Here is a 14,380-nt window from a genome sequence, read left to right on the forward strand (position 1 = left end):
TGATCCTTCCGAGGCCGGTCGGGCGTCAGCCCTTGACCGCACCTTGCATGATGCCACTGACGAGCTGTCTGCCGGCGAAGACGAACAGGATCAGCAGCGGGATGGTCGCCAGCAGCACGCCGGCGAGCACGATCGAATAGTCGACGAAGTAGTTCGACTGCAAGAGCGACAGCGCCACCGGCAGGGTCGGGTTCTGCCGGTCGAGCACGATGAACGGCCAGAAGAAGTTGTTCCACGCCGAGACGAAGGTGAACAGGGCGAGCATCGCGGCGGCCGGTCGGGCGGCGGGAAGGCCGACGGTCAGGAACGTGCGGAACGAGGTCGCCCCGTCGACGCGCGCGGCCTCGATGAGCTCGTCGGGCACGGCCTGGCGCAGGTACTGGGTCATCCAGAACACGCCGAAGGCGCTGACGAGGGCCGGCACGATGATCGCGCCGAGCTGCCCCGTCCACCCGAGGTCGCTGAACAGGATGTACAGCGGCACGACGCCGAGCTGCGTGGGAACGGCCATCGTCGCGATGACGAACACGAGCAGCCAGCTCGATCCGCGGAACTTCAGCTTCGCGAACGCCCAGCCCGCGAGCGTCGAGAAGAACACGACCGACAGGGCGATGAGGCCCGAGCTGATGATCGAGTTCCACAGGGCGACCCAGAAGTTCACTGCCGGGTCGTTGATCACCTTCGCCGCGTTGGAGAAGAAGTTGCCGCCCGGGATCCACGACATGTGGGGGTCGCGGATCGTGTACGAGTCGCCCGACCCGATGAGCAGCGACCAGTAGAACGGGAACACGCTCGCCAGCAGCACCACGCCCAGGCACGCGTAGATGAACCAGCCGGGGCGGGTGCCCTTCACGTGGCGCGGGCGCCGGGTCTTCGTGGTGGCGACCACGTCGTCGTCGACGACGGCGACGGGCTGCTCGTTGAGAACGGTCATCGCGAGACCTCCTCGGTGTGGTGGGTGGTATGCGCGGTGCGCTGCGCGGATGCGGTGCGGGATGCCACGCGATCCGCCGCGACGGATGCCTTGGCATCCCGTCGCGCGGCGCGCATCTGAGCCCGCGTGAGGTCGCTGCGGCTGCCCTCGTCGCGCACGAGGTTGCGGGTGATGAAGAGGTTGATCACGCCGATGACGAGGATGATGAGGAACAGGATCCAGGCGAGCGCCGCGGCCCGGCCGAAGTTCCACTCGCCCCAGCCGATGTTGTAGAGCCAGAGGGTGATCGTCAGCCACTGGTAATTCGCGCCGCCGGTGCCGTACTGGTCGTACATGCGCGGCTCGTCGAAGATCTGGAGGCCCCCGATCGTCGAGGTGATGATCACGAAGATGAGCGTCGGGCGCAGGCTCGGCAGGGTGATCGCGAAGAACTGGCGCACCTTGCCGGCGCCGTCGACGGTCGCCGCCTCGTAGTAGTCGCGGGGAATCGCCTGCATCGCGGCGAGGAGGATCAGGGTGTTGTAGCCGGTCCAGCGGAAGTTCACCATCGTCGCGATCGCGATGTGGCTCGCGAACGCGTTGGAGTGCCACCTCACCGGGTCGAGGCCGATGGCGCCGAGCCAGGTGTTCACGATGCCGTACTGGTCGCCGAACATGTTCGAGAAGATGAGCGCGACGGCCACGGGCGCCATCACGTAGGGCAGCAGCACGCCCATCCGCCAGAAGGTCTTGGCGCGGATGTTCTGGTCGAGCATCGCCGCGATGAACACCGCCGCGATCAGCTGCGGCACGGTGGACAGCAGGAAGATGCTGAACGTGTTGCGCAGGGCCGTCCAGAACTTCGGGTCGGCGAGCACGGTGGCGTATTGGTCGAAGCCGACGAACGTGCCGGAGCCCCGCACCAGGTCCCAGTCCATGAACGAGATGACCGCGGTGTACCCGAGGGGGAACAGTCCGACGACGAAGAAGAGGATGAAGAACGGCGAGATGTAGAGGTACGGCGAGATCTTCAGGTCCCACGCGCTCATCTTGCTGCCGAAGCCGATGCGCTTCGTCGGGCGTGCCGCGGTGCTGGTCATGTCGACCGGTCCTTTCGGGGTCTCACCGGCCGCCCCGCGCGGGGGCGGCCGGTGAGAAGGGGGTTACTTGATGGCGTCGACTTCGGTCTTCCACTGGGCCCACGAGGCGGCCGCGTCCTGCGTTCCCTCTTCGACGCGCGTGAGAGCCTTCTGCATCGCGTCGTTGATCTGGAAGTAGAACTGGCCCTTGAACGGCGACACCGTCACCGCGTTGGCGCGATCCGTGGGGATCTGACCGGTCGGGGCGTTGTTGAAGAACTCGTTGGTCGCGCTGAGCAGCGTGTCCGACTTCATGGCGTCGAGCTGGCTCGGGAAGGTGCCCGCGTTGGTGAAGGCCTTGAGCTGCGTCTCCGGGCTCGTCAGCCAGTCAGCGAGTTCCTGCGCCGCCGCGACGTGCTTGCCGTTCGCGGGGACCGTCAGGTACGAACCGCCCCAGTTGCCGCCGCCGCCGGGGAAGACGTTGGCGATGTCCCATCCCTTGACGTCCTTGGCGTTGCCGGAGATGACACCGAGCATCCAGCCCGGGCAGAGCATCGTCGCGAACGCGCCGTTGGACAGGCCCGCGAACCAGTCATCCGACCACTGGCTGAAGTGCGCCGACTGGGTCGACGCGGCGCCCAGCACCTGATTGTAGAGCTTCTCGACCTGCGGGTCGATGTCGATCTTGCCGCTCGAGGGGTCTTCGTAGGCCGCCTCGACCTGGTTGATCATGCCCTGGTAGGTGCCGCCGGCCGAGTCGAAGAACGCCTTGCCGGTCTTGGCGGTGTAGTCGGCGCCGACGGAGAAGTACTTCGCCCAGTCGCCCTCGAGCAGCTTCGCGACCTCGTCGCGGTCGGTGGGCAGGCCCGCCGCAGCGAACAGGTCGGAGCGGTAGCAGACGCCCTCGGGGCCGATGTCGGTGCCGTAGCCGATGAGGTTGCCCTCGGAGTCGGTGGCGCCCTTCTCCTTCCAGTCGAGCCAGCGGCCCTTGAGGCTGTCGGGCACGGGTGCCAGCAGGTCGGCGTACTTCATGACCTCGGGCATCCAGTCGATCTCGATGGCCTCGATGTCGGCGAGGCCGGTCTTGCCGAGCTTCTGGAAGTAGTTGGCGCGCGCGTCGTTCGAGGTGGCGGCCTTGTTGTGCACGATCGTGACGTTCGGGTGCTCCTTCGTGTACTCGGCGAGCAGCTCGTCGGTGTACCCGAAGTCGTTGAAGGTGGCGACGGTCAGTTCGACCTTCTCGTTGGGGTCTGCCGTCGCATCGCCGCCGCTGCCGCCGGCGCAGCCGGCCAGGACGATGGCGGAGGTGGCGGCGACGCCGGCGACGAGGCCGATGCGACGCAGTGCGCGTGTGTTCACGTGTCACTCCTTTGTGGTGTGTGGGTGCGAGGGTGCTTCGTCCGGCGGTGGCGCCTGCCGCTGTTCGTCCAGCGGTTTGGGAGCTCTCACCAGATGACCAAGACGCTATGGGATCGCTCCCAAAATGGCATGGGAGCGCTCCCATGACAGGTGGTCACGATTCGGTCACGAGCCGAGGCGGATAGACTGGCCGCACCCTCATCCCGCGACTCCTGGAGCCTCGAATGCCCACCATCGTCGTCGACGTCATGCCCAAGGCCGAGCTGCTCGATCCGCAGGGAAAGGCCGTCGCCGGCGCGCTCGCCCGGCTCGGATACGACGGGTTCGAGGGTGTCCGCATCGGCAAGCGGTTCGAGCTGACGGTGGCGGATGCCTCCGACGAGACCCGCGCCGCTGTCCAGACCCTCGCGGACGAGATCCTCTCGAACTCGGTCATCGAGGACGTCGTGGGCATCGAGGTCGTCGAGTGACCGCCCGCATCGGGGTCATCACCTTCCCCGGGTCGCTCGACGACGGCGACGCCCGCCGCGCAATCCGCCTCGCCGGCGCCGAGCCGGTGGCGCTGTGGCACGGCTCGCACGACCTGGAGGGCGTCGACGCGCTCGTCCTGCCGGGCGGCTTCAGCTACGGCGATTACCTGCGTGCCGGCGCGATCGCGGCGCTGTCGCCGATCATGACCGAGGTGAAGGATGCCGCGGCGAAGGGCATGCCCGTACTCGGCATCTGCAACGGCTTCCAAATGCTCGTCGAGGCGCACCTGCTACCGGGCGGCCTGATCCGCAACGCGCACCAGCAGTTCATTCGCCGCGACCAGCGCTTGCGCGTCGAGAACGCGTCGACCGCCTGGACCTCGCAGTTCGAGGTCGGGCAGGAGATCACGATCCCGCTCAAGAACGCGGACGGCGGCTACATCTGCAGTGCCGATACCCTCGCGCAGATCGAGGGCGAGGGGCTCGTGGCCTTCCGCTACGTCGGGGTGAACCCGAACGGCTCGCTCGACGACATCGCTGGGCTCACCAACCCGGCGGGCAACGTCGTGGGCCTCATGCCGCACCCCGAGCACGCCGTCGAGCCCGGCTTCGGCCCGAACACGGCCGCCGCGATGCGCTCGGGCGTGGACGGCCTGCCGTTCTTCGCCTCGGCGATCGCCTCGCTCACCGCCGCCGCGGCTTGACCGCGACGGCGGCGGGGGTGCGCTCGCCCGGGCATCCGCACCGAGTGCGCTGCTTGTTGCCGAGTGCGCCGGTTGTGCCCCCGCCATAACCCGCGCAGTCGGCACAAACCGGCGCAGTCGGCGAACGCGGCGCGCGGCGTGCGGGGTGCGCGCGCCCGGGCATCCGGAGTTCAGACGGTGCCGGCGGGTGGCCAGGCGCCGATGACGACCGACATCACCACGACGAGCACGAGTTCGTGAGGATCGTCAGCTGCGACGGGCGTCCCATGAAGACCTCGTGCGTGATGAGGCGCCCCGCGGTGAAGCCCGCCCACAGGGTGAGTCCCGTCACGATCGCCGACGAAAAGTAGCTGCCGCCGTAGAAGTGCCACGCGATCGCGACCGAGCCGGCGAGCACCCACGCGAGCAGGAATGCGAGCACGATCGACACGAGGATCGGCAGCCACGCCTCGGTGGTGGTCTGCGGGTCCTTCACATCTGCCCAACGCTTCCAGCGGTCGCCGAACACCTTCGGCGTGTACCAGATCGAGCCGATCACGATCGCGGCCATCGTCGCGATCAGCACAGCCCAGTAGTTGATCTCGGGAATCATCGTGGCCTCCTGTGGTGAGGCTACTCGTCAGCGCGGACCGGATGCCAGGGCAACGCCGTGGCATCCGGGGACGCGTCCGCGCTCATCGGATGTCGATGTCGCGGCCGTGCCACAGGTCGCCGCATTCGACGGGCGTCGCGCCGTGCGCGCGCAGATAGGCCCCTGCGCCGCGGTCGCCGCTGAGTTGCGCGGCGAGGGTTTCCCAATGGTCGCGGCCGATGAGGGCGGGATGCCCGATCTCGCCGTCGTAGACGGCCTGGCGCAGGGCATCCGCGGTCGGCGACGCCATGACGCGCGCGCACGCGGATGCCGTCAGGTCGGGCAGGTCTACCGGCACGATCAGCGCCGCCGTGGCGCTCGTGGCGGATGCCGCGGCGAGCCCCGCCCGCACGGACGCCGACAGGCCTTCGGCCCACTCCGGCGCCGCGACGATCCTTGCCATGCGCGGCACCAGCGCGGCGGCCGCGTCGCGGCGCGCGCCCAGGACGACGATCACGGGTGCGCACCCGGCTGCGACGAGCGTGTCGACCGCCCGGGCCACCCACGGTGTGCCGTCCGTGTCGCGCGCAAGCGCCTTCGGCCCGCCGTAGCGCGTCCCCGCGCCGGCGGCGAGGACGATGCCGCAGACCGTCATGGCAGGACGGCGGCGTCGGACATCCAGGTGCATGCCGTCGACGGCATACTGGCGTCCGACGCGGCGCGGTCTGCGGGTACGGGCGCGGCGGGTGCGGATGTGAGCGCGGCGCCGATGACACCCCCGGATGCGCCAGCGGCCCGCTCGGCCGCATCGGCGTGCACAGCCCCCGGCAACTCCGACAGGCGACCACCGCCGGCGCCGTGGCGATCGGCCACGATCTCGGCGAGGATCGACAGCGCCGTCTCTTCCGGCGTGCGGCCACCGAGGTCGAGTCCGATCGGCGAGCGCAGCCGCGCAACGGCCGTCTCGGGAACGCCTGCCGCAGCGAGCCGCCGCAGCCGGTCTTCGTGCGTGCGCCGGCTGCCCATCGCGCCGATATAGCCGACGGGCGCAACCAGCGCGACACGCATCGCGGGCACATCGAACTTCGGGTCATGCGTCAAGACGCATACAGCCGTCCGCGCGCCGAGCGGTTGCGTCTTCAGATAGCGATCGGGCCAGTCGACGACGACCTCCGCGGTCGGAAAGCGCGCGTGGGTCGCGAACACCGGGCGGGGGTCGACCACGGCGACCCTCATCCCCATCGCCGTGCCCAGACGCGCAAGTGCGACCGCGAACTCGACAGCGCCGACGATGATGAGCTGGCCGGGAACGCCGACGTGCAGCGTCACGGCATCCTGCAGAGGCCGCACCGCCGCGCCGCGCACGCTCTCGCCCACGCTCGCCTCGCCGTCGGCGACACTCCCCCGGCCAAGGTCGGGCCCCGCCGTGACGAGCGTGTACTGCGTGGCGATCGCCGCCTCCTCGCGCGCCGCAAGAAGTTGCACATCCGCCGCCGCGGCGCTGCCCGGCGGCACAGCGCGGACGAGCACATCGATCGTCCCTCCACACGTGAGCCCGACCGCGAAGGCGTCGGCGTCGCTGTAGGCGAAACGATCCACGAGGGCGGGGGCTCCCGCGAGCACCTCGAGGCAGCGCTCGTAAACGGCGCCCTCGACGCATCCGCCCGACACCGTGCCGAATACCGCGCCGTCCGCCGAGACGACCATGCTCGCGCCGACTTCGCGCGGCCCGCTGCCGGCGACACCGACGACCGTCGCCATCGCGAACGGGCTCCCGTCGCGGGCCCACCGGGACGCGACGGGCAGGATCTCACGCATGTCCTTCACGGTATGCGCCCCGGATTGCGGCCGTGTTGCGGTCACGAAACACCCTCGAAACGAGCACCTGTTTCACTCGATCGGGCACGACAGCGAGCAATGACAGCGATCCGGAGGGCAAGGCGACATGGACATCACGTCGGTGCAGGCGTACCGCGTCGCCCACTCTCGCGAGGACCTGCGACTGGCCCCCGGCGAGGCATACCTTGCCGGGGGCACGTGGATCATGAGCGAGCCCCAGCCCGCCACGACGGGCCTCGTCGACCTCACCGGGCTCGACTGGCCAGCCCTCGAAGAGACCCCCGAGGGCTTGCACATCGCGGCGACCTGCACGATCGCCAACCTCGTCGCGTGGGCGGGAACCGCGCCCACGCACTGGCCGGCGGCTTCCCTCGTGCCGGCGGCCGCGAACGCCCTACTGGCATCCTTCAAGATCTGGAACACCGCGACAGTTGGGGGCAACATCTGCCGCGCCTTCGGCGCCGCGGCGATGGTCTCGCTCTGCGTCGCACTCGACGCCGACGCCGTCGTCTGGTCAGGGGACGGCGAGAAGCGGATACCCGTGGCGGACCTCATCACCGGCAACGGCACCACCATCCTGACCAGCGGCGACGTGCTCCGCGCCGTCGAGATCCCCGCGTATGCACTCGCCTCGCGCGCCGTGCTGCGCAAGATCGCCCTCGCCGAGCACGGCCGCTCCGGTGCCGTCGTGACAGGCCGCGTCGACCGCGACGGTGCGAGCGTCTTCGCCGTCACCGCGGCAACGGCGACGCCGACGGTGCTGCGGTTCGCGCAACTGCCTGCCGAGTCCGAACTGGCGGATGCCGTGGCATCCGCCACCGGCTATTACACCGACCCGCTGGGTGCAGCGGACTGGCGGCGGGCGGTCAGCGTCGAGCTCGCGACACGCATCCGGGCGGAGCTCGCATGATCTTCGACGTCGACGGGAAGGCGGTCGAGGCCGACCCCCGCGCGGGCCAGTGCCTGCGGACCCTGCTGCGCGAGGCGGGCCACACGGAGGTCAAGAAGGGCTGCGACGCGGGCGACTGCGGCGCATGCTCGGTGCTGCTGGACGGGGTGCCCGTGCACTCGTGCTTGATCCCCGCCGTGCGTGTCGAGGGCCGCGCCGTCACGACGGCCGCCGGCCTCGCACCCGTCGACGAGCTGCACCCCGTGCAGGAGGCGATTGCCGACGGCTTCGGCTTCCAGTGCGGATTCTGCACGCCCGGCATGACCGTGACGGCGTCGACGCTGTGCGCCGACGATCTCGACGATCTCGATCGCCGCATGAAAGGCAACCTCTGCCGCTGCACGGGGTATCGGCCCATCCGCGAGGCGATCCGCGCGTCGGTGCTCGGCGACGTGCGCGAGACCGGGCCGCGGGCCGAGCCCGCGACGACGACGCCGGCAACGGGGCCCGCCGCAGCGACCGCCAGGACGCAGACGCCGACACCCGACGCCGCGGGCCCGCAGCACGTCGGCAGCTCCGCCCGCCCCGAGGCCGCGCGCCGCATCGTGCAGGGCCGCGAGCCGTTCACGTTCGATCTGCCACCGAATCACCCCGCCACCCGCGCACTCGTGCTGCGCGTCGTCGCGAGTCCGCACGCGCACGCGCGCGTCACCGCGATCGACGCCACCGCCGCGCGCGCGGTGCCCGGTGTCGTCGCCGTCTTCACGCACGAGGACGTCCCGCAGGTGCGCTACTCGTCGGGTCGCCACGAGCACCGTACCGACGACCCCGACGACACCCTCATGCTCGACGACGTCGTGCGCTACATCGGCCAGCGCGTCGTCGCGGTCGTCGCCGAGACGGCCGAAGCGGCGGACGCCGCATGCCGCCTCGTCGAGATCACCTACGACGTGCTCCCCGCGGTCTTCGACCCCGACGAGGCGCGGATGCCCGGCGCGCCGCTCGTCCACCCCGATCGCACCCCGGAGGACCGCGTCGACGAGGCACACCGCAACGTCATCGCGAGCATGCACGCGGGGCCCGACGTGGCATCCGCCCTCGCCGCAAGCGCCGTGACCGTCAGCGGCACGTGGCAGACCTCGCGCGTGACGCACGCGCAGCTCGAGACGCACGGTTCGGTCGGCTGGCTCGACGACGAGGGGCGCCTGGTCATCCGCTCGTCGACGCAGGTGCCGTTCCTTGCGCGCGACGAGATCGCGCGCCTGTTCGACCTCGAGCGTGACCGCGTACGTGTACACGCGGCCAGGCTCGGCGGCGGTTTCGGCGGCAAGCAGGAGATCTTCACGGAAGACCTCGTCGCCCTCGCGGTGCTGCGTACGGGGCTCCCGGTCGCGTACGAGTTCACCCGCACCGACGAGTTCTTGCGCGCCGCGGTGCGGCACCCGATGCGCGTCGCCGTCACGCTCGGTGCGGATGCCGCCGGCAGGCTCACCGCGATGCAGATCGACCTGCTGAGCGACACCGGCGCATACGGCAACCACTCGCGCGGTGTCATGTTCCACTCGCTCGCCGAATCGACGACGATCTACCGGGTGCCGCTGAAGCGAGTGGATGCCGAGGTCGTCTACACGAACAACATCCCGTCCGGCGCGTTCCGCGGGTACGGGCTCGGGCAGGTCGTGCTCGGCGTCGAATCGGCGATGGACATGCTCGCCGAACGGCTCGGCATCGATCCCTTCGACCTGCGGCGGATCAACGCGATCCGGCCCGGCGACGATCCCGGGCACGACGATCTCGTGTGGGGCAGCTACGGCTTCGACCAGTGCCTCGACCTCGCACAGGATGCGCTGGCGCGCGGAGGCGGCGCGGCCGCCCCCGACGGCTGGCTCGTCGGCGAGGGAATGGCCGCCGCGATGATCGCGACGATGGCGCCGTTCGGCCACATCGCGCACACGACGGCGACGCTGCGCGCCGACGGCACGTACCTGCTGCGGGCCGGCACGGCCGAGTTCGGCAACGGCACGACGACCGTCCTGCGCCAGATCGGGGCGACCGACCTCGCCGCCGACTTCCACCGCATCGAGCTGTGGCACGCCGACACGGACGCCGTCGCGCATGACACCGGCGCGTTCGCCTCGGCTGGCATCACGGTCGCGGGCAAGGCCCTGCACGCCGCGTGCCTGACGCTCGCGCGGCGGATGCGCGAGCGCGCGGCGGCGCTGACCGGCACCGACACAGCATCCGCTTCACTCACCGCCACGGGAGTCGCCACGCCCGCGGGCCTCGTCGGCTTCGCCGAGCTGTGCGCCGACGGCGAGCTGACAGCCGACGGCAGCGAGCTGGGCGAGCAGCGCTCGCTCGCGTTCAACGTGCACGCCGTGCGCGTCGCCGTCGACCCGACGACCGGTACGGTGCGCATCCTGCAGTCGATCCAGTCGGCGGACGCCGGGTTCGTCATGAACCCCGCGCAGTGCCGTGGCCAGATCGAGGGGGGCGTCGCGCAGGGCATCGGCAGCGCGCTGTACGAGGAGGTCATGGTCTCGCCCGAGGGCAAGGTCACGACGCCCGTCTTCCGCACGTATCGCGTGCCGCAGTTCGCCGACGTGCCCACCACCGAGGTGTACTTTGCCGACACGAGCGACGATCTGGGCCCGTTCGGTGCGAAGTCGATGAGCGAGTCGCCGTACAACCCGGTGGCGCCCGCGATCGGCAACGCGATCGCGCGCGCCCTGGGCATCCGGCCCTTCGCGCAGCCCTTCAGCCGCGACCGCGTGTGGCGTCTCGCACACTCGTCACATCCCGGAAACACCACCGAACGGACGCCCGAAACGTAAGCGACCTAGGGTCACGAGAGCACCAACAGCACTCAAGGAGACCCGATGCCCGCATCTCACACCATCCGCCGCCGCGGCGGAATCGTCCTCGCGCTGGCGGCCGCCGCCGCGCTCGCCCTGTCCGCCTGCTCGTCGACGGCCGCCCCCTCCGCGTCCTCCTCGGGCGACGCGGGCGCTTCCGCCGGCTTCGGCGAGATCAGCGTTCAGTACTCGTGGATCAAGAACGAGGAGTTCGCCGGCGAGTTCTACGCCTATGACAACGGCTACTACGACGAGGCCGGTTTCTCGAACGTCGTCGGCGTCGCCGGCCCCGACACGGGCGTGGCGAAGCTGCTCTCCGGCTCGGTCCAGTTCGCCCTCACCGACGCTGCCTCGGTCGGCGCTGCGGTGGCCGAGCAGGATGCCCCGCTGAAGATCATCGCGACGACGTTCCAGAAGAACCCGTTCACGATCCTGTCGCTGAAGGACGGCGCGAGCATCGCGACGCCCGAGGACCTCATCGGCAAGAAGATCGGCGTGCAGGACTCGAACGCCTCGGTCTTCAAGGCCCTGCTCGCCGCCAACGGCATCACCGAGGACCAGCTCACGATCGTCCCGGTCGATTTCGACCCGACTCCGCTGATGAACGGCGACGTCGACGGCTTCATGGCATACCTGACCAATGAGGCCATCACGGTCGAGATGGCCGGTTACGAGGTCACGAACCTCGCCTACGCCGAGAACGGCCTGCCCTACGTGGCCGAGTCGTACGCCGTGACCGACGACTACCTCGCGAACAACAAAGACCTCATCAAGGCGTTCCTGATCGCCGAGATCAAGGGCTGGACGGATACCTTCACACAGCCCATCGACGACACCGTCGCGCTCGTGACGAAGTACTACAACGAGTCGGCCTCTGCCGGTGACCTCACCTTCGGAGACCTGGACCCCGACAAGGTCGCGGCCGGCGTCGAGGCCCAGGCGAAGCTGATCTCGACGGACGAGACCGAGGCGAACGGCCTGTTCACGATCTCGGACGACCTGAAGACGCAGACCCTCGCGTCGCTCGCCGCCTCGGGCTGGGACCTCACGGCCGACCAGTTGTTCGACACGACGATCATCGACGAGATCTACGCCGAGAACCCCGACCTGAAGTCGTACCTCCCGTAACAACATGACCATGGCAGAAACCCTGGATGCCGGTGCTCTCGCGGGCACCGGCATCCAGATCTCCGGAGTATCGAAGTCGTTCACCCTGCGCGGGGGCAGGTCGCTGCAGGCGCTGCAGAACACCGACCTGCACACCGAGAAGGGGTCATTCCTGGCCCTGCTCGGGCCGTCCGGGTGCGGCAAATCCACGATCCTGCGCATCCTCGCAGCTCTCGACCACCCGTCCGACGGCACGGCGCTCGTCGACGGCGAGACGCCCGATCAGCTGCGCGCGAAGAGCGAGCTGGGCATCGCCTTCCAAGACCACGCGCTGCTGCCCTGGCGCAGCATCCGCAAGAACATCGAGCTGCCGTTCGAGGTCGCCGGTCGCCCCGTCGACACGGCCTACGTCGACGAGCTCATCGACCTCGTGGGCCTGCGTGATTTCGCGAACGCGAAGCCCGCGCAGCTGTCGGGCGGCATGCGCCAGCGCGCCTCGATCGCGCGCGCCCTCGTGCTCAAGCCCTCCGTGCTCCTTCTCGACGAGCCGTTCGGCGCGCTCGACGACATGACCCGCCAGAACCTCAACCTCGAGTTGCTGCGCATCTGGACCGAGAAGCCCGCGACGACGCTGCTGGTCACCCACGGCATCAGCGAAGCCATCTTCCTCGCCGACCGCGTAGCCGTCATGTCGCCGCGTCCCGGGCGGGTCAAGGAGATCATCGAGGTCGACCTGCCGCGCCCGCGAACCCCCGAGATGATGCGCACGCCCGAGTTCCACGCGCTCGTGGACCGGGCATCCGAACTGCTGTTCGGTGCGGACGGGCACGCCGAAGCGGAGGCGTGAGGTGACCAAGGCTCGCATACCCGGCTGGCTCGCCGCGACGCTCGGAGGCGTCGGGCTGGTCCTCGCGTGGTGGCTGTTCTCGCTGCTCGCGTTCCAGCAGCAGGAGGGCACGACCTTCACGCCCGTTCCCTCGCCGTACGCCGTGTTCGACTGGCTGTTCATCCAGGGCAACATCGCCGGCGCGTGGAGCGTGTTCCAGCCGACGATCACGGCCGCCGCGATCGGGTATCTGTGGGGAAACGGCATCGCACTCGTGCTCGCGACATCCGTGCTCGTCTTCCCGCGCACCGAGACCGTCATCACCCAGATCGCGGTCGTCACCTACTGCCTGCCGGTCGTCGCGGTCGGCGGCATCTCGGTCGTCGTGCTCGGCGGCGCGAAGAACCCCGGCGACCCATCGGCGACGGCGATCTTCCTCGCCGCGCTCGTGTGCGTGTTCACGACGGTCGTCGGCGCGATCCTCGGCTTCAAGTCCGCCGACAAGGCAGCCCTCGACGTCGTCCGCGTCTACGGCGGCGGCGCCTGGACGCAGTTGCGCAAGGTGCGGCTGATCGCGGCGCTGCCCGCGATCCTCAACGCCCTGCAGATCGCCGTGCCGACCGCGTTCCTCGGCGCCGTGCTGGGCGAATACCTCGGCTCGATCACAGCAGGAGTCGGGCCCACACTCATCCGCCTGCAGGGGCAACTCGACTCGGCCGGCGTGTGGTCGGTGTTCCTGCTGTGCGCCGTGTTCGCCCTCGCCGCGTACGGCCTGTTCGGCCTCGTGATCAAGCTCGTCACTCCCTGGGTCGCAGGCGCCGCGGGTGTGGCTGGGAAGGCGGCCTGATGTCTCCGCGTGCAACTCTCGATCCGGTCACCGCCGGAGGAGCCACCGTCCAGCTGGCCGTGGCAGCGGATGCCGCGGCGCAGGCGCGCCTGCGCGCCGAGCGCCGGCGCGCACTGCGCAAGACGGTGCTGCGCTCGCTCGGCAACGCCGGGATCACGATCGTCGTGCTGCTTCTGCTGTGGCAGGCGGTCGTCAGTCTCACCGGCATCTCGCCGTACATCGCCAAGGGCCCGCTGGACGTGTGGGAGTTCCTCTTGGCTTCGGCGAATGCCGAAGCCAATCGCGCCCAGCTGTTCCCGCTCGTCGGGCAGACGCTCGTGGACTCGTCGCTCGGGTTCGTCGTCGGCATGGTCGTCGCGATCGTGCTGGCGGTGGCGTTCAGCCTGTCGAAGGCAATCGAGGCGGGTGTCATGCCGCTCGTGCTGCTGCTGCGGACGATTCCCCTCGTGTCGATCGCGCCGGTGATCATCCTGATGACGGGGCGCGGCACCACGGCATCGGTCGCCGTCATCGGCACGATCGTCGTGCTGTTCCCCGCGCTCGCGAACGTGCTGTTCGGGCTGAGCCGGGCGAGCCGGCAGAGCCTTGACGTCGTGCACGTGTTCGGCGGTGGACGCTTGATGGCGCTGCGCAAGGTCAACATGCCCGGAGCGCTGCCGTCGATCTTCGCGGCGGCGCGTGTTTCGGTGCCGGGGGCGGTGACCGGTGCCCTGCTGGCCGAGTGGCTGTCGACGGGCGCCGGCATCGGCGGGTCGATCTTGAAGTTCAACGCGCAGGCGCAGTTCGCGCAGCTGTGGTCGTCGATCGCGCTGATCACGATCATCACGCTGCTGCTGTACAACCTGGTGCAGATCGTCGAGAACATCGTCCTGACGCGCATGGGCATGTCCCGCTGACCCCTGCTCATCGCCGACCATGTCC

General features: G+C 69.6%; 14 protein-coding genes. 8 read left to right on the top strand and 6 right to left on the bottom strand.

The window, feature by feature from the left end; all coding sequences use genetic code 11:
* Positions 1–25: 25 nt before the first annotated feature.
* The 3 genes from LOK55_RS05975 to LOK55_RS05985 form a co-directional block, all read right to left on the bottom strand.
* Positions 26–934: a carbohydrate ABC transporter permease gene (locus LOK55_RS05975; protein ID WP_229934650.1), complete on the bottom strand. Its 909-nt coding sequence runs from the start codon at positions 932–934 to the stop codon at positions 26–28.
* Positions 931–2,013: a carbohydrate ABC transporter permease gene (locus LOK55_RS05980; protein WP_229934651.1), complete on the bottom strand. Its 1,083-nt coding sequence runs from the start codon at positions 2,011–2,013 to the stop codon at positions 931–933. The genes LOK55_RS05975 and LOK55_RS05980 overlap by 4 nt, the downstream gene beginning before the upstream one ends.
* A gap of 63 nt (positions 2,014–2,076) precedes the next feature.
* Positions 2,077–3,351, bottom strand: coding sequence for an ABC transporter substrate-binding protein (locus LOK55_RS05985; protein ID WP_229934652.1), 1,275 nt, complete (start codon positions 3,349–3,351; stop codon positions 2,077–2,079).
* A 224-nt stretch (positions 3,352–3,575) separates the two neighbouring features.
* Between LOK55_RS05985 and purS the strand changes: the two genes are divergently transcribed.
* Together purS and purQ are read left to right on the top strand one after the other, a co-directional pair.
* Positions 3,576–3,821 (top strand): phosphoribosylformylglycinamidine synthase subunit PurS, encoded by a 246-nt coding sequence (gene purS / locus LOK55_RS05990; RefSeq protein WP_229934653.1) that lies wholly within the window; start codon positions 3,576–3,578, stop codon positions 3,819–3,821.
* Positions 3,818–4,525, top strand: a complete 708-nt coding sequence (gene purQ, locus LOK55_RS05995; protein ID WP_229934654.1) for a phosphoribosylformylglycinamidine synthase subunit PurQ — start codon at positions 3,818–3,820, stop codon at positions 4,523–4,525. Before purS ends, purQ begins: the two co-directional genes overlap by 4 nt.
* Positions 4,526–4,739: 214 nt before the next feature.
* Here the strand turns inward: purQ and LOK55_RS06000 are convergent, their stop codons facing one another.
* From LOK55_RS06000 to LOK55_RS06010, 3 genes are all read right to left on the bottom strand, one after another.
* Positions 4,740–5,117 carry a DUF1761 domain-containing protein gene (locus LOK55_RS06000; protein WP_308066642.1) on the bottom strand — a complete coding sequence of 126 codons (378 nt, stop codon included), beginning with the start codon at positions 5,115–5,117 and terminating at the stop codon, positions 4,740–4,742.
* An 82-nt stretch (positions 5,118–5,199) separates the two neighbouring features.
* Positions 5,200–5,751, bottom strand: a complete 552-nt coding sequence (locus LOK55_RS06005; protein ID WP_196323514.1) for an NTP transferase domain-containing protein — start codon at positions 5,749–5,751, stop codon at positions 5,200–5,202.
* The gene (locus LOK55_RS06010) at positions 5,748–6,914 is read right to left on the bottom strand and encodes an XdhC family protein (RefSeq protein ID WP_229934655.1); all 1,167 of its coding nucleotides are present in this window, start codon (positions 6,912–6,914) and stop codon (positions 5,748–5,750) included. Before LOK55_RS06010 ends, LOK55_RS06005 begins: the two co-directional genes overlap by 4 nt.
* A 127-nt stretch (positions 6,915–7,041) precedes the next feature.
* Here LOK55_RS06010 and LOK55_RS06015 point away from each other — a divergent pair, with 127 nt between their 5' ends.
* Genes LOK55_RS06015 through LOK55_RS06040 form a run of 6 tightly spaced genes read left to right on the top strand, consistent with a single transcriptional unit; the run spans position 7,042 to position 14,355 of the window.
* The gene (locus LOK55_RS06015) at positions 7,042–7,845 is read left to right on the top strand and encodes an FAD binding domain-containing protein (protein ID WP_229934656.1); all 804 of its coding nucleotides are present in this window, start codon (positions 7,042–7,044) and stop codon (positions 7,843–7,845) included.
* The gene (locus LOK55_RS06020) at positions 7,842–10,658 is read left to right on the top strand and encodes a molybdopterin-dependent oxidoreductase (RefSeq protein WP_229934657.1); all 2,817 of its coding nucleotides are present in this window, start codon (positions 7,842–7,844) and stop codon (positions 10,656–10,658) included. Before LOK55_RS06015 ends, LOK55_RS06020 begins: the two co-directional genes overlap by 4 nt.
* Before the next feature lie 45 nt (positions 10,659–10,703).
* Positions 10,704–11,807, top strand: a complete 1,104-nt coding sequence (locus tag LOK55_RS06025) for an ABC transporter substrate-binding protein (RefSeq protein ID WP_196323518.1) — start codon at positions 10,704–10,706, stop codon at positions 11,805–11,807.
* Positions 11,808–11,811: 4 nt separating this feature from the next.
* Positions 11,812–12,633, top strand: a complete 822-nt coding sequence (locus tag LOK55_RS06030; protein ID WP_196323519.1) for an ABC transporter ATP-binding protein — start codon at positions 11,812–11,814, stop codon at positions 12,631–12,633.
* Between the two features lies 1 nt (position 12,634).
* Positions 12,635–13,459 carry an ABC transporter permease gene (locus LOK55_RS06035; protein ID WP_196323520.1) on the top strand — a complete coding sequence of 275 codons (825 nt, stop codon included), beginning with the start codon at positions 12,635–12,637 and terminating at the stop codon, positions 13,457–13,459.
* The gene (locus LOK55_RS06040; protein WP_196323521.1) at positions 13,459–14,355 is read left to right on the top strand and encodes an ABC transporter permease; all 897 of its coding nucleotides are present in this window, start codon (positions 13,459–13,461) and stop codon (positions 14,353–14,355) included. The genes LOK55_RS06035 and LOK55_RS06040 overlap by 1 nt, the downstream gene beginning before the upstream one ends.
* Positions 14,356–14,380: the final 25 nt, after the last annotated feature.

This window comes from Microbacterium sp. F2E, assembly GCF_020905435.1.
Taxonomy (GTDB): Bacteria; Actinomycetota; Actinomycetes; order Actinomycetales; family Microbacteriaceae; genus Microbacterium; species Microbacterium lacticum.